Here is a 24,109-nt window from a genome sequence, read left to right as displayed (position 1 = left end):
ACTAGTAGAGAATTCGATAATAGCGAGCGGAGTATCTGTTTTTGAGTGAAATGGCCCGCAGCGTGATTGGGAGGGGAACCTCCTCGATCGGTAGAGGGTCACCGGCCCAGATGGTGCGCTCCTCTTTTCGGAGGATCTCCCGGGTCTTTGACTTTTTGATTCCCAGGTGATTCAGGAGCGTCAAAGCGTCCTTCTTCTCTCCCCGATATTTCAGTGATCCCCTATCCAGAAAAAGCGTATTGGCGAGTTCACTCTTCATCCGCCCTTCGAGATATTCAACCGCCGCGATGTTCTGCTGGCGGATGCGCATGATGCCCAGGACTACAATGCTTATGAGTACCACGGAGACGAGGACTTCGATCAGAGTAAAGGCTTTTTTCTCCATCAATAGTAATCCCAGCGGTTGTGCAGCAAATCACGGTCCCGGGTCCATCGGGCTACCGCATCCTCCAGAGAAGCGTAGCGCTCGACCTCCCCAAAATAGCTCGGGATGTAATAAAAAGCCCCCTCCGATCCGATGATGAGGCGTGAGGTATGGCCATCTTCAGCACTCCGAAAACGCAGGCAGACGGGGTGATCCTGATAGCGCCCATACTCCAACCGGTGCGGCTGCCCCTCGGCATCGACGATGTAGGCACTCAACGGCGGGAGCGCAAAGCCCGCTTCCGTAACCTCTCCTCCTTCCAAATAGAAGCAGCGGGTACAGTTGTCGATGCAGAAAAGCTCTCTGCTCCCCTTCACCCCTTTGAGGACCTTTTCTCTGAGTTGGGTGATTTTCGGCGGTCCTTCCCTGGAACCGGCCCGCTTGAAAACGCCGACGAGCAGCATCGCCATCACACCCATCAGCAGAATGACGATCAGGAGTTCCAGGAGGGTAAACGCCCTTTGATGTTGTCGATCGGGAAGGGTCACTTTTGGCATTGACTGTAGTAGATGTCGGCCCCTTCACCTTCGCCGCCCTCTTTGCGATCGGCCCCAAGGCTTATCAGATCGAATTTCTCTCCCTGCTTGACATAGACGAAAGGTTGACGCCAGGAGTCCTTGGGGAGTTTTTCGAGGTAGGGCTTGGAGGAGTAGTTGGGGTATTTGCTCGCATCGGGGTTTTTCATCAGAGCCTGCAACCCCTCTTCGGTATCGGGATAGGTGCCGTTGTCGAGCTTAAACATTTTGAGCGCCTGCGCCACACTGCTCATCTGGGTACAGACCAGATCTCGCTTCGCCTTTTCACCCGCTCCGATGAGGTTGGGAGCCACGAACGCCGCCAAAATACCGAGAATCAGAATGACCACCAACAGTTCCAAGAGACTGAACGCTTTTTTCATTACAAAAAATCCTTTGTTTCTTTATTACCTAGATTTTCTTGAATTCGCTTTGACGAGTCCTACAAAAATCTGCCTTGATTATGAACAAAATCATCACATCAAAGATTGAGATACTTACTTGGTTCGGTAATGATGCACTATAATATTATCGCAAAATTAAAAAAATCCAAGCCTCTATACGCAAAGGAAGTCCGAAACAGATGAAAGAAGCACGGCAGAGGAAGGGGGTGACCCTTCTCATTACCCTTTCCGTTATCGCCGCCATGCTGGCACTGATCGCCGTCCTCTTCGGCTACCTCCAGGAGGCACGGGACAAAGCCGACTCCCAGGCAGCCCTGATCCAGTCCGACCTGATCCGTGCCGATGTGCAAAACTTCCTGGAGAAATACCTGAAAGGCCACCCCACGAAAAGCGCGATGCGAAACCTGTATGCCAGTCCGGTCGTCATTATGGAAAAAGAGGGCAATTACAACCTCACAGCCCAATGCACCCCTCTTTTGGATCGTATCCCCCTCGTCTGGCTAGGAAGGAACGAAGACGGCAAGTATCAACGGTACTATCATCTGGCGCTTGGACTTTTCGAGCGGCTCGCCGAGCAGGCGGAGCTCAAAGAGCCGGAACGGCTCCTGGCAATGCTGGAGGCGGAATTGAGGGGTCGTCATCTCTCCTTGGGAGTTTCCGACGACCTGGATGCCCGCCCTTTCAGTATGACCCCCGCTCTCTTTCATAATCTGCTGGACGACTATCGGTTTTTGGCCGACGATCCGCATGTCTATCGAATCGAGTGGTCCAACTATTTCCTGATCCAAACCCCGGGCAAGGTACCCCAAAAGCTGGACAAAGATTTTCTCAATCCCCAAACCGTCGCCTACCTTTTCAATATCGATCCGGCCATCGTCAAAGAGGATTATCGCCTCGGGGACCTGGACAAGTTTCTACGCTCCATCGGTGAAGAGAGCAAGCGTTATGATTGGTTGATGGGAAAGCTGCCCCAAGCCAACGTTCATTGTGAACTCCTCTACAGTTTTAGAGAGGGACGCTATAATATCTCTTTTGATTACTCCAAACAAAGGATCCTCAATTTTGAGTTGGCAAAGTAGTGAGCGGCCGCTGATCCCCCTCTATCGCGGGATGCCGCCCCTTTCCCTTACCGAGAGCGTCTCCCGGGTCGATCTGATCATCGCCCCGGACCTCTATCTGCTGAAGTCGGAGCCTCTTCCCGTGCGCTTCGCTTATCAGGCCAAAAAGATCGCCCCTTCTCTGATGGAGGATCTGGGAGCCGGGCTCGGGTGGGTCTACGAAGTGCTCAAAGGTGAGGAGGGGTGGCAAATCTTTGCCTATGACCCCCGTCAGCTCCTGGAGACTGCCCAAAAAGCCGGGTTGAATGCCGAGAAGATAGGGAAACTCTATTTCGCCCAGCAGTTCAGCGATCAGCTCACGGCCCCGCTCCCGCTGAACGAGGAACTCGCCCTGGCCGATCTGGGAGGGACCGTAACCCTCCTGCCGCTCTCTCCGGGACATCGCCCAGAACAGAGCATCAGCGTAGAACAACTCAGACGTCCGAACAAAGGCTTCGGCCTACCCCTTGGAGGCCGCCACACTCTTCTGGGCCCGGTAGAGACAGGGATCCTCGCTACCGCCCTGCTGCTTTTGGCGATCGCCTGGACCCTGGAGGGGTGGCAGTATCATCGTGCCGCACAAGCGCTGCAGAAACCTCTCGAGCAGAGCCTCGCCGAGCATCCCACCCTCGCCAGCGGAATCACCCGACGCAATATTCTTCAACGTTATCGGGACTTAGACCGTCCCCAACGCAGACTCCGGGAAGCCTTGCATAGCATCGGCTCCCTGACAAGCAAAGACTCCCGACTCTCCTCTCTGGAGATCACCCCCCAGGGGTATGAAGCCAGGATCGACACATCGGCCCGCAAGCTTCCCACCCTCGTCAAGCTAGCGAAAGAGGCGGGGCTTTCCACTACGGTCAACGGGAAGACCCTCCTGGTAAAAGGAGAATGGAAATGATGCGCTTCCAAACCCGTGAACTCCTGCTTGGGGGTGCCCTGCTCCTGGCCCTGGCGGCCTTTTTCTATCGGCAGAGCGCGGCCCGCGACTACCGCGCCCTCCAGACGGAAACGAAGACAACCCTGGCTGAGATTCGGGAAGTTTCGGACCTCAAACATCTCTGGAGCAGCAAAGGGATACGCGCCAAGCTCAATCGGCTCAAAAGCGTGGTACCGGCCTCCTCGTTCACCCTCTTCTCCGTCGATCGGCACAAAGCCCATCTCAAAGCCGAGAAGCTCGACGGCCCCCACCTCAACAGGCTGATAAGCCGGATCGGGAGTCTGCCCGTAGAAATTCTCTCCCTGAAAGTCCAACGACGGGGTGAGCAGTACACAATGGAGTGCCGATGCAAATGGTAAAGCGTATTTTCCTCCTTATCATCGCTGTTTGGCTCATGCTGATTATCCTGGCCCCGAAAGAGCGGATCTACTATCTACTCGAACATCGGCTCTCCCAGTGGGGGATCGTCCTGAGTGGAGAGAAACTTCACTGGAAACCCTTCGGGCTCAAGATCACCGATGCCGAGCTCTACGCCCAGGGTATCAGAATAGGGAAGCTCCCTGAGGCCGATTTCTGGACCCTGCTCTTCTATAGCGAACTGGATACCGGCCCCTTTCTCCTCTCCCCCGATATTCAAAAGATCCTCGATCTCAAACTGAGCAAAGCCAGACTGGTCCATAAGCTGTGGCACCCTGAAACCGTTTTCATCGAAGCGGAAGGCAATTTCGGACACATCAGTGGGCGCATCGATCTGCAAAGCCGTAAGATTTCTCTTCGTCTGACAGCGCCCGGGGAACCGGGAGTTCTCAAACGATACTTCCGGAAAGACAAAAAGGGGTGGTACTATGAACGGACATTCTAAGTTTACCCCCCTAATCAGGATGGGGGCGATCCTCCTGCTGATCCTCGCCGCTGTCACATTGCTCTGGACCGTCGTCAGCACTCTCTTTCTGCCCCTCTCGGGGGTAGAAAAAGAACGTCGCAGGCTCGTCAAACCCCTTCCCCGCTCTTACCGGATCGCTTCTGACAAAGCACTGCGCAAACCCGTCGTCCACCCCAGACCCCAGCCGAGGGAATCGATCGGCAGCCTGACGCTCCAAGCTGTCTACAAAGGACCGCAGCGCAGCGTCGCCGTCATTGCAAAGGGGAACAAATCCTACGTGGTCCGACTGGGAGAAGAGCTCCTCGGTTATCGACTCAAAGAGGTGGGAGATCGCTATGCCGTTTTAGAAAAAAATGGACATACGTATCGGCTGGTGATCAAAGAGACGCCCCTGGGAAAAGCCACGGTCTCGGTTCCCGGCCCGGATGCCCAAGCGGAAGCGACATCCTCGGCAAAAGAGATACGTCGGGACGGGGATGTGACCATCGTACCCAAAACCCTCATTCACGATTACACCAAAAATGTCGATAAAATATGGAAAAACATTGGGATCGTCCCGCAAAAGAGAGGGAACAATATCGCAGGATTTCGTGTCCGCTTTGTCAAGAGAGGAAGCGTTTTCGAAAAGTTGGGCCTGCAGCGCGGGGATATCATCACCGCCATCAACGGAGAGCCGATCCAGGATTTGGGAACCGTCATGGAACTCTATCGCTCTTCCGACTCTCTCGATGAACTCAGTATCACTGTCAAACGAAAAAACAGCGAGGTAGAACTTAACTATGAAATTCAATAAACAACTTTTGATCACCACCCTGATCAGCTTCTCTCTTCTCTGGGGACAGGTAGAAACCAGCAATGGGGGAATTAAACTCAATATTCGCAACATGGGCGTTCAGCAATTTGTTGAAATGATCGGCAAAATCACCGGGAAGAACATTCTCATCAACGGATCCCTCAAGGGAAAGATCAACTTCATCGCCAATCATCCTATCAAAAAGGATTCCCTCTTCTCCCTGGCCAACTCGATCCTGGCGAGTAAAGGTTACGCTCTGATCGACCATGGGGATTTCATGGAGGTCGTCAAAGCCAGCGAAGCAGCAAGTATGGGGCTCAAGGTGGACAAAAGCGTTCAGGGAGAGACGATGAAAACAGTCCTTTTCCCCCTCAAAAGTAGTAATGCCGCTGTGATCCGGGCCAAGATCAGGCCGCTGCTCGGTCGAAATGCCAAAGCGGTCTCCTTCAAAGAGAACAACGTCCTGGCCATCACCGCCTATCCCAAGACACTTAAATCAATCAAGATGCTTATCGACTCGATTGAAACGGCTGGCCAGAAAGGTTCCATGGTCGTCAAGCTCAAACATGCTGGCGTTAAAGACGTTTACGCCAACGCCGCGAGTATGGCCAAACAGCTCTTCCCTCAGACTATTCCCAGTGAGAAGGTCGGAGTTTTCAAAGATGAGGCCAGCAACTCCATCATCCTCGTGGGTAATGAACGCAATGTAAAAAAAATGGCCGAATATATCCATCAATTGGATCGGGAAGGCCAGAGTGTCACCCAAAAGATGTACGTGATCCCCCTCAAAAACTCCAATGTGGAAGATATGGAGAAGATCCTGGGCAAACTGGTGGCCCAGATGAACAACATGAGTACCAAAAACGCACACAGAGGCAAAGGAGCCCCCCAAAAAGCGATGGTAGTCGCCGATGTCGAGCGTAACGCCCTCATCGTCCTCGCCACGGGAGAACAGTATCAAAACATTATGCAGGTCATCCACCGCATCGATGTGGAAAAACCCCAAGTCTTTATTAAAGCCCGTGTCGTGGAGATCAACAGTAAAAAAGCAAGAGCCATTGGAGCCAAATACGGGATCACGGGAGGATGGCTCACTTCTCACGGGCTCATTTCCGTCGGAGGCAATATGGGCGGTGAAGCGGTCAATATATCCCAAAGACTTATGTCCCTCGTCCAACAAAGCGATGACAATGCCTTTTCATTGAGCGATGTCAAATCCCTCTTTGCCCTCGGAATCAATATCGACCTTCTTCAGCAAGACGGTGCAGCCCACGTTTTGAGTGAACCCTCCATCCTCTGTACCAATAATATGGAATCGGAACTCTTTGTCGGAGAGACCCGGTCCATCCTCACCAGTTCCACCGCCGGTGACAACAAAAATGACCTCTCCCGCAACAATTATGAACGGGAAGATATCGGTCTGACCCTCAAAGTCAAACCGAGACTTTCCAGCAACAACAAAGTGGCCCTCAAAGTCGATGCCATCATCGAAGATGTGGATGACAGCAGCGGGTACAACAGCCCCACCCCCACGACAACCAAACGGACCATCACCACCAACGCCACCGTGCGCAACGGACAGACGGTCATTCTCGGAGGCCTGATAAAGAATCTTACAGGAGCAGCCCACAACAAAGTCCCCTTCTTCGGTGATATCCCCATTATCGGGCGTCTTTTCCGGGATGAGGGGACCGCTCAGCGCAAAGTCGATCTGGTCATTTACCTCACCCCCTATGTTGTGAGGAGAAGTTCTGATCTTACCCGCTTGCGCCACTTCCTAAGTAACCTGGAGTCGATCCAACATCGCTATAGCCGCTTCATTAGGGAACGGATGCGTCATCGGGGGAACACAGGATACAATCAAATGTTCGACAAAAACGCGGCGCAGCAGCAAAATATGCATCCGGGAAGTGCTGTCCCTCATCCTCAGGCGGGCACCGGTTCCCAAAACCCTCTAAGCATTCTCAACTCCAGACCCTGATGGAAGAGACAATGCGGATTCCCCAGCTAAAAGACCGAGACTTCGAACCTTGGTGGAGCGAAGAGATCGATCATAAAACCGCCCTGAAGCATCATCTCCTCTTTGCACTGATCGATGAGAAACCCGTGGCAATCCTCCACCCGGAGCATATGGCCGAGGGACTCAACCAATTGGCACGTCTGGGACTGAAGATTCCGGCCTATCAGACCGATAAAGAGAGTTTTGACCGCCTCAAAAACAAATTTCTCGAACTTCAAACCAGTAATGACTTCGAGGAGATGGAAACGGGTTCAGAGGAACTGATCGAAGCGGAGTCGGAGCTACTGGAGTTTATCCAGAACGCCCAGGATCTCCTCTCCAGCGAAGCCTCAGCGCCGGTCATCAAGCTGGTCAACTCCCTCTTTTTCCAAGCAATCAAGAAAGGAGCCAGCGACATCCATATCGAATCCCATGAGCGCAAGGGGGAAGTTCGCCTCCGAATCGACGGGGCTCTCAAAAAACACTTGGACCTAGATCGGCGGATCACCCAGCTCGTGATCAACCGGATCAAGGTCATCTCCAGCCTCGACATCTCCGAAAAGCGGACCCCCCAGGATGGACGCACCCAGGTGAGCATCTCCGGCAATACACTGGATGTGCGGGTCTCGGTGCTTCCCACCTATCATGGCGAACGGGTGGTTATGCGGATCTTGATGCAGAGCGAGCATATCCCCGGTCTCGAAGAGCTCGGCTTTGATCCGGAGCTCACCGAAGCCTTCAATCGGCTCCTGACCCACTCCCACGGGATGATCCTCGTCACCGGCCCCACCGGTTCGGGAAAATCGACGACCCTACACTCTTTTTTGCAAACCATTAACTCCCCCGATAAAAACCTCATCACCATCGAAGATCCCGTCGAGTATAACGCTGAAAACATCAACCAGATCCAGGTCAACGAAAAGGTGGGGCTGACTTTCGCCTCGGGGCTGCGCTCCATTTTGCGCCAGGACCCCGATGTGGTGATGGTAGGGGAGATCCGGGACCGGGAAACCGCCCAGATCGCCGTGCAGGCTTCTCTGACCGGGCACCTGATGCTCTCGACACTCCATACCAACGACGCCACCTCCGCCATCACCCGGCTTATGGATATGGGAATCGAGAGTTATCTCCTGGCTTCGACCCTCCTGGGGGTCCTGGCCCAGCGCCTGGCCCGACGCCTCTGCCCCCACTGCAAAGCTCCGACACGACTCGATCCGGCCCAGGCCCTCGAAGCGGGGCTCGATCCCGAAGGCCGGTATTACCGGGCGGTAGGCTGCAGCCAATGCGACTACACCGGATACCGGGGACGCCAAGCCGTCGGAGAACTCTTCCTCATCGACGATGAGGTCAAAAACATGATGGACAAAGGGCTCAACGACCACGAGATCCGTGAGCGGATGAAAGCGACCGGCATGCGGACCATCTCCGACCGGCTCCGGGAGATGGTCATCGAGGGGAGCACCAGCTATGAAGAGGCCCTGCGGGTAGGGCTGATGGACGGGTGAAATGACCCGACGCGGCGCCTTCACCCTCATCGAGGTGCTGATCTCCATTCTTCTGATCTCTCTGGTCCTGCTGGGGCTCTATCAAAGCCTGGATGTCCAACGCAGCTCCAACCGCAATCTCCACGAGCACCTCGTCAAAGCGATGAACCGGGATCGGGTCGTCATGGCCCTCTACCGGGACCTCCTCTCCAGTGACGGCAACCTCACGCTGGTCAAAGGAGAGTACGACCGTCTCTGCATCAACCGGACCGCCCATACCCTCTACGACCTTCCCAACCCCCGGGTCTGCTGGCTCGTTCTCAAGGAGGGAAGGGAACTGATCCGTGTGGAAGGGGGAGACTACCGCCTGCCTCTTCGAAGCGGTGATCACGTGGCGATCGACAGGGTGATGGGCCCGATGCGTCTCTTTGACATTACCCGGCGCAAAGGAGAGGTCCTGGTAGCTATGCAGGAAGAGGGGAAAGAGCCCTATGCCTTTTTGCTCCAGGGCCTTGTCGCCCCCAAAAAGCCGCCGAAGAAGAAACCAGCACCCAAAAACGGGAAGAGGCAAACCCCAAACCGTTAAGCCAAAGATCAGAAGGAGGAAAAGGATGAACAATCTCAAAAGTATCTACGAAAAGGCAGGGCTCTTCTATCTGGGCAAGGATGTCGACCCCGACTCTATGGAACCTACCGACATCTTGACCCTGCTCAAGAACAAAAACTTCACCACCCACGCCGCCATCATCGGGATGACCGGCAGCGGGAAGACCGGCCTGGGGATCGACCTGCTCGAAGAGGCCGCCATCGATAACATCCCCTCCATCGTCATCGACCCCAAAGGGGATATGGGGGATCTCTGCCTCACCGACCCCCAGTTCCGTCCCGAAAGTTTCCTACCCTGGGTCGAGGAGGAGGCCAAAAGCAAGGGTGAAGCCCCCGAAACCCTGGCACAAGAGACTGCCAAGACGTGGAAAGAAGGGATCGAGAGCTGGGGGCAGGACAGCGAGAGGGTCGCCCGATTCCAGGCGGTCCCCAAGCACATCTATACTCCTGGGAGCCAGGCCGGGATCCCCGTCAACATTGTCAGCTCCCTCGAAGCCCCTCCGGCGGAGATCCTCGAGGATGCCGACAGCCTCTCGGCCTATATCAAAAGCACCGTCAGCGGCCTGCTGGCCCTCTTGGGAATCGAAGCCGACCCGCTGGAGTCCAAGGAGTATATCCTCCTCTCCCAGGTCATTATGCACGCCTGGGGCACCGGAGAGAGCCTCAACCTCGAAGGGCTGATCGGACGCATCATCAACCCTTCCTTCAAAAAGATCGGCGTCCTCCCTCTGGAGAGTTTCTACCCCGAAAAGGAGCGTTTCGCCTTCGCCACACGCTTCAATGCCGTCATCGCCTCTCCCGGCTTCGTCAATTGGCTCAGCGGCGAAGCCCTCGATATGCAAAAGCTCCTCTACGACGGGGAGGGGAGGGCGAAGATCGCCATCTTCACCATTTCCCATCTCAGCGACGACGAGCGGATGTTCTTCGTCACGCTGCTACTGAATAAATACATCGCCTGGATGCGGCGCCAAAGCGGCTCGACCCGTCTGCGGACCCTGCTCTATATGGATGAGATCTACGGCTTTTTCCCGCCGGTGAAGAACCCGCCCTCCAAAGAGCCGATGATCACCCTGCTCAAGCAGGCCAGGGCCTACGGTGTCGGCATCGTCCTGAGCACCCAGAACCCCGTGGACCTCGACTACAAAGGCCTGGCCAATATCGGCACCTGGTTCATCGGGCGACTCCAGACCCGCCAGGACATCGACCGGGTCATCGACGGGCTGGGAGGCAAGGCCGACGAACAGATGAGCCGCGAAGCGATCGCCAAATACCTGGCCAACCTCCCCAAACGGACCTTCTTCCTCAAAAGCGCCCACCTCGAAGGGATCCGCCTCTTCACGACCCGCTGGGCGATGAGCTATCTCAAGGGCCCCTTGACTCGCAAGGAGATCTCCGCACTGATGCAGGCATACAAAGAAGAGAGTGAAACTTCGGTCAAACCGACTGCAGCCGCTCCCTCCACCGACGGTTACGGGCCCGCTCCAGTGCTCCCCACTTCGACCCCCCAGCACTTCGAGCCGGACCCTTCAGGCACGCTCCGCTTTTCCCCCTGGTTGGCGGCCCATTGCCGGGTGGAGTTCCACGACCAAAGCCGGGGCTTCGATCACACCCTCGCCGAAACCGACTGGCTCCGACTGGAACCGGAGATGAGCGCCCCGAACTGGGAGGAGAAGGAGAGCGAAGAGCTCCCCTTCGAGCGCTGGCCCGTCAAGGCACCCGCCCAGGGACGCTTCGCCCCTCTGCCGGGATTCATCAGCCAGGACCCCGGCCTCAAAAAGAGCGCCAGAGCCCTCCAAAATGAGCTCTATCAGACTCTCCGCCTGACCCTCTACCGCAACCGCCGGCTCAAAATGGAATCCAAACCGGGAGAGAGCCGTTCCGATTTCCTGGTCCGGGTCCGCGACCGGCTCGACGAACTCAAAGAGGAAGCGTTGGAGAAGCTCAAAGAGCGCTACGCCGCCAAGGAGGAGCGGCTCAAAGATCGCCTCCGGCGTACCCAGGAGCAGATCGAGAAGGAAAAAGCCGACCGCACCAGCTCCCTGATCAGTGTGGGCGCGTCGATCCTGGGGGCGCTCTTTGGGGGCAGGGGACCCTCGGCCAGCAAGATCGGCACCGCCATCAACCGCAGCGGACGGGTCCTCAAAGAGGGGGGTGATCTGAGCCGGGCCCAGCAGCGTTTCCAAGAGCTGCAGAACAAACTCGAGGATCTGGAAGCAGAACTCGAAGAGAAGATCGACGCCATCGACGAGGAGTATTCCCTGGAGAACTACCCCGTCGAGGAGTTCAGCCTCCGCCCCAAAAAGAGCGACATCCACATCGAAACCATCGCTCTCGTCTGGCGGCCCGAGCTGTAGGAGCGGTCGCCTCAGCACTCTCTCAGCGAGAGCGGGTATAATATCGTCCCATTTTCTATCTCTGTAGGAAATAAACATTTCAGAAAGGACCATCATGCCTAAGATGAAGAGCGTCAAGGGCGCCGTCAAACGCTTCAAGATCAAGAAGAGCGGCAAGATCAAGCGCGGAACCGCTTATCGCAGCCACATCTTGACCAAAGTAGACGGCAAGCACCATCGTCAGATGCGCAAGCCCAAATATGTCGACCAGGCCGATGCCAAAAACATCAAAGAGATGATCGTCGGCTAAGACGATCCCGCAAGCTCCCCCGATCAGGGGCAAGTTCGGGCAGAGAGAATGCCCGACACCGAAATTTAAAGAAAAATTTACGGTAAAGGAAAGCAACAATGAGAGTAAAGAACGGAATGACCCGCCATCGACGGCATAAAAAACTGCTGAAGCAGGCCCGCGGATTCTACAGCGGACGCCGCAAGCATTTCAGAAAGGCCAAGGAGCAGCTCGAGCGCTCTCTGGTCTATGCCTATAGAGACAGAAGACAGAAAAAACGTGACTTCCGCAAACTCTGGATCATCCGGATCAATGCGGCCGCACGTCTGAACGACATGAACTACTCCCGCTTTATGCACGGCTTGAAACTGGCCGGCATCGAGCTGGACCGCAAAGTACTTGCCGATATGGCGATGAACAACCCTGCGGCATTTAGCAAGGTTGCCGAAGCTTCCAAAGCAGCCCTGGCGAAGTAACCCTTCGACGAACCATCACCCGGCTCCTCAATGAAGAGGGGCGAGTGAACGGTTCACCTCTTCCGTCAAATCTTCCATAATTCCGAACCATTTCTCCATAAAATTTTTCGTTTTGTTCAAATCGATCTCCACTTTATCGTGGGAAACGGCTATCCCTAGATCGGGAATAGAGACACTCGAAGCATTTCCGGAATCAGGATGAGGAGCGATCTCCTGGCGGAGCTGGCAGCTCAGCTTGTTCAAAACTTCACGGGCTTTACCTGTATTGATGACAATGCGGCCCGGCTCCACCTCAATCCCCAAACTTTCCAGCCGATGGGCCGTTCCGGAGTAAGGGGTGCTCTTTGTCACAGAGGAGGGGGGAGGTGCGGCAGGGTAGGAAGCCCTGGGCATCAGAACGGCCCCTTCCTTTTTCACTCCACTCTCCGATGGCTGAGCGCTTTTGGCCCTCTCCTTTTCCGACGAACTATTCACACCACATCCCGTCAATAGAGATAAAAGCAAAATTCCGATCCAGGGTCTCATCACCATCTTTGCCACCTCCTTTGTCGATCACTCTTCAATTATATCCTGACCTTTCATCGATCGTCCCTTTTATCAATAATTAATCTATCGTTGCCCAATCGTTGTTTTTTCGCCGCTATCATTCTATTCGTATTATGCAAATACTCAACCGTTCAGTCCCGTCCCACCAGTCTAGCGGATTAAAACAGAGTTCCTATCCTGTTTGAAGGATTATCTGTGCTATACTTGGGAAGTAATATTTTTTAGTATTTATTCAAAATCAAGGGGACGCAAGATAAAAAAGGATTCACTGATGAATAGGATAATCGTTTCTCTTCTCTTGATGGGAGCCCTTCCCGCCTGGGTCAATGCCAGCCGGACCCCCACTTCTCTGCCCTTGGAAGGCAGACACTATACGATCCAAAGCGGTGACTCTCTATCGGGGATAGCCCATCGTTTCCATCTGCCTCTGCGCAGCTTGCTCGATGCCAACAACCTGGAGGCCGACAGCCTGATTCGTCCGGGGCAAAAACTCCTCATCCCCGCGACAGAGCCGCAGGACTCCACCCAAAAATCCGTCAAAAAAGTCGCCAAAAAAGAAAAAATACAAAAACCAAAACACAAAGCTCCACGGAAAACGGTCAAGAGCGAGGAGACGTACAAAGTCCAGGGAGGAGACACCCTCTCAACCATTGCTCAGGAGCACGGTCTTACGACCCGGGAACTTATGGAAGCAAACGGACTGAAGCGAGGAGCCCTGATCCGCATAGGCCAGACGCTTAAAATCCCCAAGGCATACAAGAGTGAGAAGAATAAGAAGAACGCTCCCAAAAGCACCGTTGCCAAAAAAGAGAAGCAAAAAAGACAAACGGTCCGCTATACCGTCCAATCCGGTGATACCTTATTCTCCATTGCCCGCAAATACCATACCCCGCTCGAAGACCTTATGAGCCTCAATGGCATCACTCCGACGGATATTATCCATCCCGGCCAAGAGCTCAAGATCCCCGGAGTCTCCTACCGGCCTCACCAAAAAGAGAAAAAAGCGAGCCTCGCAGAGAAAAAGCCGAAGGCGCAGCCCAAAGCCCAACTCCTGACCTATACGGTCAAACACGGAGACAACCTCTGGAAAATCGCCAAAAAACACAAAATCTCCATCGCTGAACTGCGCAAACTCAATCACTTGAAAAAGGGGACTCCGCTGCGCAGCGGGATGAAGCTCGTCATCAAAGCCGCTCCGGCTCCCGCACCGACCGTCAAAAAAGAGACCGTCTATTACACGGTCAAACACGGAGACAGCCTCTGGAAAATCGCCAAAAAACACAAAATCTCCATCGCTGAATTGCGCAAACTCAACCATCTCGGGAAGGGAACTCCGCTTCGCAGCGGAATGAAACTCGCCGTAGGGAGCCGGGAAGTCTCCACTGTCCACATCGCGACAAAGCATCCTTCGAGCAAAAAAAAGACAAAAGTAGCTGTCAAAAAGAAAAAGGTTAAAAAAACACACTTGGCAAAGAAAAGCCGTTTAAAAAGGAAGAGCGCCGATCGAAGAATCCATAATGCCCTAGCAGCACTCAACGGAAGCGGGGGAGGCTCTAAAGGCGGTGACTACAATGTCATCCGTATCGCCAAGCGCTACCTCGGCCGTCGCTACGTCTGGGGAGCCGAGGGGCCCAATACCTTCGACTGCTCCGGCTTCACCCAATATGTTATGAGAAAATCAAAAGGGGTTCGCCTTCCTCGGGTTTCAAGAAAACAGGCCTATTACGGAAAGTATGTCACCTATCGCAATCTCAAACCCGGGGATCTCATCTTCTTCGATACATCACACCGGCGGCGGGGTTATGTCAACCATGTAGGGATCTATATAGGCAACCACAAGTTCATTCACGCCAGCAGCGCGCGGCATCGCGTCGTCATCACCAGTTTCCTCAACCACCCCTTTTATCGGAACCGCTTCAAGTGGGGACGCCGGGTCGACTGATTCGGCTCTAAAAGAAAACGACTCAATCCACTTCTCATCTCTTCTATAATATAATCGAAGAGCCGAGACTCTTTCCACGGTATTCTCTCAAGAGATACTATTACCCCACTAGGTAATAAGTAAGCGTTGAAATAAAAATGTAGGGAAGGAAGAATAGGGGAGGGGAGTGCGGATCTACTCCGCTACGAGGACCGCTCCGCGGCTGGCATTGGTAACCAAGGCGCGATACTGGCGCAGCCAGCGGCTGGAGAGGGGCTTGACTTTGGGTGTGAACTCCTTGCGTCTCTTTTCGATCTCCTCGTCGCTCAGGCGGACTTCCAGGATATATTTATCCACATCCAGATGGATCTCATCACCATCCTTGAGCAGGCCGATCATTCCTCCTTCGGCCGCTTCGGGAGAGACGTGGCCGATACTGGCTCCCCGGGTCGCTCCACTGAAGCGTCCGTCGGTGATCAGCGCCACTTTGTCTCCCAATCCCATTCCCATAATGAGACTTGTCGGAGCGAGCATCTCCTGCATACCGGGGCCGCCCTTGGGCCCTTCGTAGCGGATGACTACGACGTGTCCCGGTTTGACCTTGCCCGAGGTGATCCCCTCGATCGCCTCCTGCTGACTGTCGAAACAGATCGCCTTGCCGGTGAAGCTCCGCTCCCCGACGATGCCGGCTGTCTTGATCACGGCTCCCTGCTCCGCCAGATTGCCGAAGAGGATCGCCAGGCCGCCTACCTCGGAGTAGGGGTTTTCGATGCTGTGGATGATTTCGCTGTCGAGGATCTTCGCATCGGCAATCCGCTCGAAGAGGGTCTCTCCCGTGACGGTCAAATTGTCTTGCAGTACGCTGTCTCGACGTCGTTTCATCTCGTGCATCACGGCCGAAACACCCCCGGCCTTGTTGATATCCTCCATATGCACCGTCGTCAGTGAGGGGGAGATTTTGGCGATATGGGCGACGTGTTTGCTGATCTCGTTGATATCGCCGATGTTGAAGTCCACCCCGGCTTCATCGGCGATGGCCAGCATATGCAACACGGTGTTGGAGCTTCCACCCATAGCCATATCCACGGCAAAGGCGTTGCGCACCGCTTTTTCGTTGAGGATGTTGCGGATCTTGAAACGCTCATATTCGCTCTGCTCGGCTTTGGCGATTTCGCAGATACGCCGGGCCGCTTTGCGGTAGAGCTCTTCCCGCTCGGGAGTGAGGGCCGGGATGGTTCCGTTGCCGGGCAGGGCGATCCCCATCGCCTCCATCAGGGTATTCATACTGTTGGCGGTAAACATTCCCGAGCAGCTGCCGCCGCCGGGGCAGGCGTTGCACTCCATCTCGATCAGCGTCTGCTCGTCGATCTCTCCGGCCTCATACTGTCCGACCCCTTCGAAGACTGTCGCCAGGTCGATGGGAGTTCCATCTTTCAAATGGCCCGCTGCCATAGGGCCCCCACTGACGAAGACGGTGGGGACATTGACCCGCAGGGCTCCCATGATCATCCCGGGAACGATCTTGTCACAGTTGGGGATGGCAATCATCGCGTCGAGCTTGTGGGCGTTCATCATCGTCTCCACAGCATTGGCGATGATCTCCCGGCTGGGTAGGGAGTAGAGCATTCCGTCATGCCCCATAGCGATCCCGTCGTCCACGCCAATGGTATTGAATTCGAAGGGGACACACCCCTGGGCGCGGATCTCCTCTTTGATGATCTGGGCGACCTTGTTGAGAAAGAAGTGCCCGGGGACCATATCGGTATAGGAGTTGGCAACCCCGATAAAGGGTTTGTCGAAATCCTCGTCTTTGAGCCCGATCGCCCGGAGCAGACTCCGGTGGGGGGCTCGGTCATAACCTTTTTTGATTTCGTCACTACGCATAAGCACGTCCTTTGGCATAAAATAATCGTTGTTGATTATACTCAGTATAGCTTTGACATTTCAGGAATCTCTGTTATAATTGCAGTCCGATTTTTGAGCGCGGGAGTAGCTCAGGGGTAGAGCACAACCTTGCCAAGGTTGGGGTCGCGGGTTCGAATCCCGTCTCCCGCTCCATAATCTGACAACGATCTTTCATAATAAAAATCGGACTTTTTATAGGAACCCCGGAGCCCGGATGGTGGAATTGGTAGACACAGGGGACTTAAAATCCCCCGGCCATTGCGGCTGTGCCGGTTCAAGTCCGGCTCCGGGCACCACGCTCTTTTGACGGCGCCATAGCCAAGTGGTAAGGCACGGGCCTGCAAAGCCCTGATCCCCGGTTCGAATCCGGGTGGCGCCTCCAAACACATTCCCTCATTATCCCTTTTAAGCCGATACGGGAGATGGCCGAGTGGTTGAAGGCACTGGTCTTGAAAACCAGCGTAGGGAAACCTACCGTGGGTTCGAATCCCACTCTCCCGGCCATAGCTTCACCATTATTCTACAAAACTCCTCATTTAATAGTATTTCATGGTCCATTCCCTTTTTTGTTACCGTCAGGATTTTTCTTTCTTTGATAAGATACTGTCGGATTAGGCCATTGGTGTGTTCAGTGAGTCACCTTTCCAAAGAATGGTAAAGGTTGGCGAAATAGAAACCGGCTCCAACTCTTCGGCAATCTCTTTATATAATAATTCTCTTTATATAATAATTCTCAAGGAAATCTTAAATATATAATATTGTTTCTGCAGGATTAAACTGCAATCTCGTATTTTTTTGTTGAAGAAAGGGATATCCAAAAACCCGGTTATCTCTTGCTTACTCCTGTATTCTAGAAAATTGCACTCATAGGCTGACTTGACGAAAAGTGCCATATTATAGTCGTTGGAACATCCATATAAATTGGAATAAATACAGACTTTTTCTTATAATAAACTAAGCTTAATTGTATTTTATATATTATTTATTGTAAAAAATTAATATAGGAGAATAAGGGTGAAAAACATAGGAACTGGGTTAATAAGATTCTTCTCTGTACATATCTTATTTATAATGTTGTCCATAACAGCTTATGCAGGTGTTAGCGGTACCGTATGGCGGGATTTGCCGCTTAACGGATCTACGACAAATGTTTATGGTGTGAAAGAAGCCAACGAATTGGGCGTTGCCGGTGTGACGGTGACGGCTTATCCTGGAGGGCAAAGTACGACAACCGCCGCAGATGGGACGTGGTCATTGCCGACAACAGGCGATGTTCGGATAGAATTTAGTGCTTGGCCAGATTATTTAGAAGAGTCTCCTTCATCTACTGTACAAAATTCTTCCGTTCGTTTTGCCAGGGATGGTGATACTGTCAATTTTGCACTACATGATCAGGCGGAATATTGTACGGTCAATCCAGACTTGGCTTCCGTATTGATAATCAACGGCGGTCTCGGAAGCAATAAAAAAAGTATTGTTACTTTCCCTTATGATAGTGAGGGCATTTTAACCGGAAGCGGTACGACATATAACGGAACACAAAGGGCAACCAACGTAGATGTGGGTTCTGTCTGGGGATTAGCCTATTCGCGCACTACTAATAAATTGTATTCGGCTACTTTTCTTAAGCGCCATGTTGCACTCAAAGGTAATTTAGGAGATATACGTATTACGGATCTCGACTCCAATACCACATCACTCTTTTATACTATACCCAATGCGGGAGATATTCCTAGCAATGATGAAAGAGGGGTTAATGTAGGTGACGGTGATCCAAGCCACGATAATGATGTTTTTTCCGATGTAGGGAAAAAAGGTTTGGGCGGGATTGATATTTCTCCTGATGAGAAGTATCTTTATGTTGTCAACCTGAATGACAAAAAATTATACACTATTGAGATAGACTCAGACAATGATCCTACAACTAATCCAAGCTCTTCCGATGTTAGTTCTGTCGCAATTCCGGATCCTGGATGTACTAATGGAGAGTGGAGACCTTTCGGATTAAGGTCTTATCACAATGAACTTTATATAGGCGGTATTTGTGATGCGAGCTCTGGAGGAGATGTTCAATACTCTTCTGATCTTAGGGCAGTCGTTTATCGTTATGACGGCACAAATTTTTCCTCTGTACTAGATTTTCCTCTTAATTACCATAAAGTATCTCTTTGGGATGAAACAGTAGATGAAAACAACCCTGCCTCTTATTGGCATCCATGGGTAAAGCCGGCAAGTAGTACGACCAATCATACAGAACCTTTATTGTCTGATATTGAATTTGATATAGATGGCTCGATGATCTTGGCTTTTTCAGATAGATTTGGACATCAGATAGGGCATAAAAACTATTGGGTTGATAGCGATGATACTTTATCTGAAGCTGTTGCAGGCGGTGATGTACTTAGAGCTTGTCTTGATAATGGAACCTATGTTCTGGAGAGCAATGGTGTCTGTGGCGGTGTCACCGGTGCGGGCGCAGGTCGTAATAGCGGGCCTGCTGACGGTGGTGATTACGGTGAATTTTATGATGACAGGTTTAGCAAAAACAGCGATACAAACGGACACAGTGAAACCTCAAACGGTGCCGTCGCTATATTAGCAGGTAGTGGACAGTTGGTGCTTAATTCCATGGATCCAGTTGATTGGGACGGAAGTGGATCTGATCAAGACTATTTTCGTGCCGGAGGTCCCGCATGGTTTAACAACTCCGGTCCGGATGTCGGGAAAAAGACACGTGGATACCATCTGTTTAGGCATCGAGATTACAATCAAGTAGGTTGGGCCAAAGGTGCAGGGCTTGGTGATATTGAGCTGTTGTGCCCCCCTGCTCCTATAGAAATCGGAAATCGTGTATGGTTAGACACCGATGCCGACGGTGTGCAGGATGCCGGCGAAGCTGGTATCAAGGATGTGACCGTAGAGCTTTTAGATGAAAATGGAAATGTTATCGCCACAGCGACAACGGACGAAAATGGTAGCTATATCTTTTCAAATGACCTTGCCGGAAGCAGTACAGAGAGTCATAAATATAACGTAACAGATCTTCACCCGAACAAAACCTATACCATTCGTATCCCTAATGTAAGTGGGGGAAACAAGCAGACTGCGCTTGGAGATTATTCTTTGACAAAAGCAAATACGGGAGAAGGGACAAATACAAATTTAAATGACAGTGACAGTGTAGCAAATGGCGACAATGCTGACGCTCAGGTTCTTCCGGCAGATATCCCGATATCAGGGGCCAATAATCATAGTTTTGATTTCGGTTTTTCATATAAGATGAGTATCGGCTCCTATGTATGGACAGATACAAACAGAGATGGTCTGCAGGGTTCCCAAGCAGATGAGCCCCCTCTAGAGGGAGCCGTTGTGACGCTGCTTGCCGATGATGGTAATGGTAACTTTACAGCGGTTCCCGGCAGAACCGTAACAACGGGCTCGGATGGACTCTACTATTTTGGAGGACTACCGGAAGGCAATTATAAAGTACAGGTCGCTCCACCGTCAGGACTGGTACCTAGTCCTATCCAAAACACAGCTGACAATGATGATACGGCCAATGATTCTAATATCAAAGAGCGTAATGAGACTACACATACATACACTTCCGGGATGTTTACACTGACAGAAAGCGCGGAAGTCATAGAAGCAGGTAATATGCCGGGAGATGATGCCGATAACAGTGATGACTCAAATGGAAATATGACCATAGACTTCGGGTTTGTGCCTGTAGTCAGTATCGGTTCAACAGTCTTTTATGACAATAACAACAATGGCTTACAAGATGCAGGCGAAGCTGCTATACCTGGAGTAACGGTAAATCTCTATCGCGATGCGGATGCGGATGGTCATCCTGACGGTGCCGCTATCAAAACAATGCAAACAGATGATGAAGGAAATTATTTCTTCGACAACCTTGAGCCCGGTCATTATGTAGTAGGTATTGTACCCCCGGCAGATGCGCCAACCTCAAGTAGCCCGGCGGTTACCGACACACACGATGACCAAAAGGATGGAGATGACAATGGTATACAGGGGGCTCCCGGAGAGGAGACATTCTCTCCTTCTATAGAGTTGCGGGCAGGGGATGAGCCAGTGAATGAACCCGCACAGGGTGGAGATCAAGAGACCGGGCCGGATGCCAACGGGGATATGACCGTAGACTTTGGATTTGTCCCCTTCGTAAGTGTAGGCTCACTGGTGTGGTATGATGCCAATAACAATGGGAAACAAGATGCCGGAGAATCGGGCATTAAAGGTGCCACAGTAGAGCTCCTGGATGCCAACGGCAATCCGGTAACCGTCGACGGCAATGGCGAGGCGATCACGCCCGTCACAACAGATTCCGACGGTAAATACTGCTTTTGTAATCTTCTTGAAGGCGATTATACGATCAAGGTAACCCCTCCGGCAGGCTACACACCCTCTACTACCCAGCAGGCCGATGCCAATACCGATACAGATGATGACTCCAATATCGCGACAGATAATGGGGATGGAAGTTATACCTCTGGTACCGTAGAGCTCCGATTTAAAGGAGAACCGGAGAATGAGACTTCCCCGATAGACGGCAGCGATACTGGGTGTGGTTGTCCCGTAGGAGACAAGAGCAGTAATGCCACCGTCGACTTCGGATTTTATATACCACAGGTCTCACTCGGTTCGGTCGTGTGGGTAGATACCAACGATAACGGTATCCAAGATGCCGATGAGACAGGAGTAGAGGGGGCAACCGTTCAGTTGCTGGATCAAGACGGCAATCCGGTAACCACCGATGCCAACGGCAATGCCATTGCCACAATCACAACGGCCGCAAGCGGTAATTACTATTTTGGAAACCTCCCGGAAGGCAACTATACGGTGAAGGTAACACCGCCGGCAGGATTCAGGCCCTCAACAACCCAGGTTGCCGATCCTAACAATGATGTAGCCGGTGATTCCAATATTGCCACCCGCAATTCAGACGGTTCCTACACATCCGGTGTGATAGAGTTGACGAACAATAGCGAGCCTGAAGGTGCAGCCGAAGTAAGCGCTCTCCCAAACAATGGGGATGATGCCGATGATGCCGCCACCCCCATAGATGATACGGCGGACAATAACGGCAATATGACCCTGGACTTTGGATTTGTCCCCTTCGTAAGTGTAGGCTCACTGGTGTGGTATGATGCCAATAACAATGGGAAACAAGATGCCGGAGAATCGGGCATCAAAGGTGCCACAGTAGAGCTCCTGGATGCCAACGGCAATCCGGTAACCGTCGACGGCAATGGCGAGGCGATCACGCCCGTCACAACAGATTCCGACGGTAAATACTGCTTTTGTAATCTTCTTGAAGGCGATTATACGATCAAGGTAACCCCTCCGGCAGGCTACACACCCTCTACTACCCAGCAGGCCGATGCCAATACCGATACAGATGATGACTCCAATATCGCGACAGATAATGGGGATGGAAGTTATACCTCTGGTACCGTAGAGCTCCGATTTAAAGGAGAACCGGAGAATGAGACTTCCCCGATAGACGGCAGCGATACTGGGTGTGGTTGTCCCGTAGGAGACAAGAGCAGTAATGCCACCGTCGACTTCGGATTTTATATACCTAATGTCCACATCGGAGACTTAGTCTGGATCGAAGACGACTATGATGGAGATGCGACCACCGGTACCATCACCTATCCTCCTGAAGGAACAGTAGTTACCGCGACAGCTTTAGATGGAAGTACCTATACCGGAGCCACCGATGCCAATGGCCATTACGATATAGAAGTACCCGCAAACGACACCTACATTGTTTCCGTAGGAACACCGGAGAATACTATGCCGACAGCAGGATCCGATGATAATAATGTACCTAATGACAATTCTGAGAACAACAAATCTCATAATGGCGCCGGTACCACCGTCACTGTGGGCATCACCGACAATCTGGCGGTGGACTTTGGGTTTAGCACAACAGCATCCATCGGGGATCTTTTCTGGATCGATGAGAATGCAAACGGTATTGTCGATGATGGAGAACAGGGATACAATGGTGTTATTGTCACCTTATTGGATGCCGACGGTAACGTACTGGAAACCCAAACAACACGTAACGGCCCGGATGGAAAGCCGGGATATTATCTCTTCGAAGGATTGAGGCCCGGAAAAGCATATCAGGTACATTTTGATTATTCAAATGTTTCGGAGTTAGACGGATATGTGTACAGTCCTATAAAAGGAGGAAACAATAGCAATAAAGCAGATTACAAAGGCTTTACTGTACCGGTAATACCGCAAGCAGGGGAATTGATCTTGACCGTAGATGCGGGGATCAATTGCGGCTGTACCAAGGTTGCGTCCGACAGCGGTGATGCCATGAATCTCTTGACTGCAATGATGATGATCCTAATGACCCTATCTGTAGGATGGTTGTTCCTCAAACATGAAGAAGATACTCTCATCAATCAAAAGGATACTTAACAAAAAGGCTCTATTCTGGCATTGTGCTAGTCTAGAGCCTTTTCTAGAAACTAAAAAATTTATTGCATAGATGTCAACTTGATCAACTAAGGGAAAAGGTTTGATTAGGAGATTTTCAAGGCCCATTCACACCGCACAGGAGAATAACAGCCCTGTTTAAACCCCGCAGCTACCCTCGACACTGAAACTGTTTTGATAACCGCACTCGGGACAGGTGTAGGTCACGAGCCTGGGGCCGCAGCCTCCTCCCCTTTGATCGCTCAAAACGATGCTTCTTTGGTGGCAGCGCGGGCAGAATCCCCGCTCGATCTTTTTCAGCTCGGAGTTTTTTTCACGCAGGTAAAGGGCGTAGGCCAGGACACTGCCCAGCCCTACGATGATGAGAAAAAGGAGCAGATAGATATCGATAGACGATCCTTTTTAGGCGCCGAAGCGCTCCAAGAGTTTCTCGGGCTTGAGCTTGGTCAAATCCTCGGGGATGTTGACATCCAGCTTCGTCTTGACATCGGGATCGATCCGATCCAGCAGCTCTTTGTTGTGTTCGGCGGGAAAGGCGAGGTGCCAGCGCTTGGGCTCGAGTTCGCGGATCGTCTTCATAATGAAGTCGGCGATCTCCTTGAGCACCCGGTGCTCGATCTCGAGTTGCAGATTGTGGGGTTCTCCGCTGACACCCGATCCGTGAGGAGCCTTGTATCGTCCTTCTTTATCCGTGACCTCCTCCGAAATCTTCCTGTGGGCATCCACAAAATCCGCTGCCCGAACCAACTCTGTGCGCAGGGCCTCAATCAGGGTCCCCTTGTTATGCTTGTGGCTGGTGTGGGCATCGTCTTTGGGATCGATGACGGTCTCTTCATAGACCCGATAAACCTTCACTTCTCCCAAATCTCCCACGACGATCAAACTTTCAAGCAACTCTTCTTTTTTCATTTCATTCTCCTTCTTTTATTTTTTTGATTATAACACGCCTTTACCCCTAAATATGGGCAATATAGGTTCCTTTCCTCTTTTTTTATCCGACATAGACTCTTGGGT

Annotated in this window: 19 protein-coding genes and 4 tRNA genes; 17 read left to right on the top strand and 6 right to left on the bottom strand. The window is 52.3% G+C overall.

Translation table 11 applies throughout. From position 1 onward, the window contains the following. Position 1: 1 nt before the first annotated feature. Genes NITSA_RS00290 through gspG form a run of 3 tightly spaced genes read right to left on the bottom strand, consistent with a single transcriptional unit; the run spans position 2 to position 1,322 of the window. Positions 2-385, bottom strand: a complete 384-nt coding sequence (locus NITSA_RS00290) for a prepilin-type N-terminal cleavage/methylation domain-containing protein (RefSeq protein ID WP_013553024.1) — start codon at positions 383-385, stop codon at positions 2-4. Beyond that, positions 385-912: a prepilin-type N-terminal cleavage/methylation domain-containing protein gene (locus tag NITSA_RS00285; RefSeq protein ID WP_013553023.1), complete on the bottom strand. Its 528-nt coding sequence runs from the start codon at positions 910-912 to the stop codon at positions 385-387. Before NITSA_RS00285 ends, NITSA_RS00290 begins: the two co-directional genes overlap by 1 nt. After that, positions 909-1,322, bottom strand: a complete 414-nt coding sequence (gene gspG / locus NITSA_RS00280) for a type II secretion system major pseudopilin GspG (RefSeq protein WP_013553022.1) — start codon at positions 1,320-1,322, stop codon at positions 909-911. The genes NITSA_RS00285 and gspG overlap by 4 nt, the downstream gene beginning before the upstream one ends. A 200-nt stretch (positions 1,323-1,522) precedes the next feature. Between gspG and NITSA_RS00275 the strand changes: the two genes are divergently transcribed. From NITSA_RS00275 to rplT, 11 genes are all read left to right on the top strand, one after another. After that, positions 1,523-2,422: a pilus assembly FimT family protein gene (locus NITSA_RS00275; protein WP_013553021.1), complete on the top strand. Its 900-nt coding sequence runs from the start codon at positions 1,523-1,525 to the stop codon at positions 2,420-2,422. Next, positions 2,406-3,341, top strand: a complete 936-nt coding sequence (locus tag NITSA_RS00270; RefSeq protein ID WP_013553020.1) for a hypothetical protein — start codon at positions 2,406-2,408, stop codon at positions 3,339-3,341. The genes NITSA_RS00275 and NITSA_RS00270 overlap by 17 nt, the downstream gene beginning before the upstream one ends. Then, positions 3,338-3,739 (top strand): hypothetical protein, encoded by a 402-nt coding sequence (locus NITSA_RS00265; protein ID WP_013553019.1) that lies wholly within the window; start codon positions 3,338-3,340, stop codon positions 3,737-3,739. The genes NITSA_RS00270 and NITSA_RS00265 overlap by 4 nt, the downstream gene beginning before the upstream one ends. After that, a complete protein-coding gene (locus tag NITSA_RS00260) occupies positions 3,727-4,242 on the top strand; it encodes a hypothetical protein (protein ID WP_013553018.1) in 516 nt (171 codons plus the stop codon). The genes NITSA_RS00265 and NITSA_RS00260 overlap by 13 nt, the downstream gene beginning before the upstream one ends. After that, positions 4,226-5,056 carry a PDZ domain-containing protein gene (locus NITSA_RS00255; RefSeq protein ID WP_013553017.1) on the top strand — a complete coding sequence of 277 codons (831 nt, stop codon included), beginning with the start codon at positions 4,226-4,228 and terminating at the stop codon, positions 5,054-5,056. The genes NITSA_RS00260 and NITSA_RS00255 overlap by 17 nt, the downstream gene beginning before the upstream one ends. Further along, complete coding sequence (gspD, locus tag NITSA_RS00250; RefSeq protein WP_013553016.1) at positions 5,043-7,037, top strand: type II secretion system secretin GspD; 1,995 nt, start codon at positions 5,043-5,045, stop codon at positions 7,035-7,037. Before NITSA_RS00255 ends, gspD begins: the two co-directional genes overlap by 14 nt. An 11-nt stretch (positions 7,038-7,048) precedes the next feature. Beyond that, on the top strand, positions 7,049-8,560 hold the full coding sequence (locus NITSA_RS00245) for a GspE/PulE family protein (RefSeq protein ID WP_042203531.1): 1,512 nt from the start codon (positions 7,049-7,051) through the stop codon (positions 8,558-8,560). A gap of 1 nt (position 8,561) precedes the next feature. Beyond that, complete coding sequence (locus tag NITSA_RS00240) at positions 8,562-9,125, top strand: prepilin-type N-terminal cleavage/methylation domain-containing protein (RefSeq protein ID WP_013553014.1); 564 nt, start codon at positions 8,562-8,564, stop codon at positions 9,123-9,125. A 25-nt stretch (positions 9,126-9,150) separates the two neighbouring features. Next, positions 9,151-11,499, top strand: a complete 2,349-nt coding sequence (locus NITSA_RS00235; RefSeq protein WP_013553013.1) for an ATP-binding protein — start codon at positions 9,151-9,153, stop codon at positions 11,497-11,499. A gap of 94 nt (positions 11,500-11,593) precedes the next feature. Next, positions 11,594-11,788 (top strand): 50S ribosomal protein L35, encoded by a 195-nt coding sequence (gene rpmI / locus NITSA_RS00230; RefSeq protein ID WP_013553012.1) that lies wholly within the window; start codon positions 11,594-11,596, stop codon positions 11,786-11,788. Between the two features lie 98 nt (positions 11,789-11,886). Further along, entirely contained in the window at positions 11,887-12,243 is a 357-nt protein-coding gene (gene rplT, locus NITSA_RS00225; RefSeq protein WP_013553011.1) for a 50S ribosomal protein L20, read from the top strand. Between the two features lie 27 nt (positions 12,244-12,270). Here the strand turns inward: rplT and NITSA_RS00220 are convergent, their stop codons facing one another. Continuing rightward, on the bottom strand, positions 12,271-12,660 hold the full coding sequence (locus tag NITSA_RS00220) for a hypothetical protein (RefSeq protein WP_042203530.1): 390 nt from the start codon (positions 12,658-12,660) through the stop codon (positions 12,271-12,273). A 400-nt stretch (positions 12,661-13,060) separates the two neighbouring features. Here NITSA_RS00220 and NITSA_RS00215 point away from each other — a divergent pair, with 400 nt between their 5' ends. Continuing rightward, a complete protein-coding gene (locus tag NITSA_RS00215; protein WP_013553009.1) occupies positions 13,061-14,731 on the top strand; it encodes a C40 family peptidase in 1,671 nt (556 codons plus the stop codon). Between the two features lie 174 nt (positions 14,732-14,905). Here NITSA_RS00215 and ilvD read toward each other — a convergent pair whose 3' ends face one another. After that, positions 14,906-16,594: a dihydroxy-acid dehydratase gene (gene ilvD / locus NITSA_RS00210; RefSeq protein ID WP_013553008.1), complete on the bottom strand. Its 1,689-nt coding sequence runs from the start codon at positions 16,592-16,594 to the stop codon at positions 14,906-14,908. A 99-nt stretch (positions 16,595-16,693) separates the two neighbouring features. Between ilvD and NITSA_RS00205 the strand changes: the two genes are divergently transcribed. The 5 genes from NITSA_RS00205 to NITSA_RS00185 all read left to right on the top strand — a co-directional run bounded on the left by NITSA_RS00205 (position 16,694) and on the right by NITSA_RS00185 (position 23,077). Beyond that, a tRNA-Gly gene (locus NITSA_RS00205) sits at positions 16,694-16,768 on the top strand. A gap of 55 nt (positions 16,769-16,823) precedes the next feature. After that, positions 16,824-16,911 (top strand) — tRNA-Leu (locus NITSA_RS00200). 12 nt (positions 16,912-16,923) lie between these two features. Next, positions 16,924-16,997, top strand: a tRNA-Cys gene (locus NITSA_RS00195). Positions 16,998-17,031: 34 nt separating this feature from the next. Beyond that, positions 17,032-17,119 (top strand) — tRNA-Ser (locus tag NITSA_RS00190). Between the two features lie 510 nt (positions 17,120-17,629). Further along, complete coding sequence (locus NITSA_RS00185) at positions 17,630-23,077, top strand: SdrD B-like domain-containing protein (protein ID WP_013553007.1); 5,448 nt, start codon at positions 17,630-17,632, stop codon at positions 23,075-23,077. A gap of 420 nt (positions 23,078-23,497) precedes the next feature. Here NITSA_RS00185 and NITSA_RS00180 read toward each other — a convergent pair whose 3' ends face one another. After that, positions 23,498-24,004 (bottom strand): host attachment protein, encoded by a 507-nt coding sequence (locus NITSA_RS00180; protein WP_013553006.1) that lies wholly within the window; start codon positions 24,002-24,004, stop codon positions 23,498-23,500. Between the last annotated feature and the right edge of the window lie 105 nt (positions 24,005-24,109).

The organism is Nitratifractor salsuginis DSM 16511 (genome assembly GCF_000186245.1).
Classification (GTDB): domain Bacteria; phylum Campylobacterota; class Campylobacteria; order Campylobacterales; family Sulfurovaceae; genus Nitratifractor; species Nitratifractor salsuginis.
Note: the sequence above shows the minus strand (reverse complement) of the source record. Positions and strands in the feature narration are given on the sequence as shown.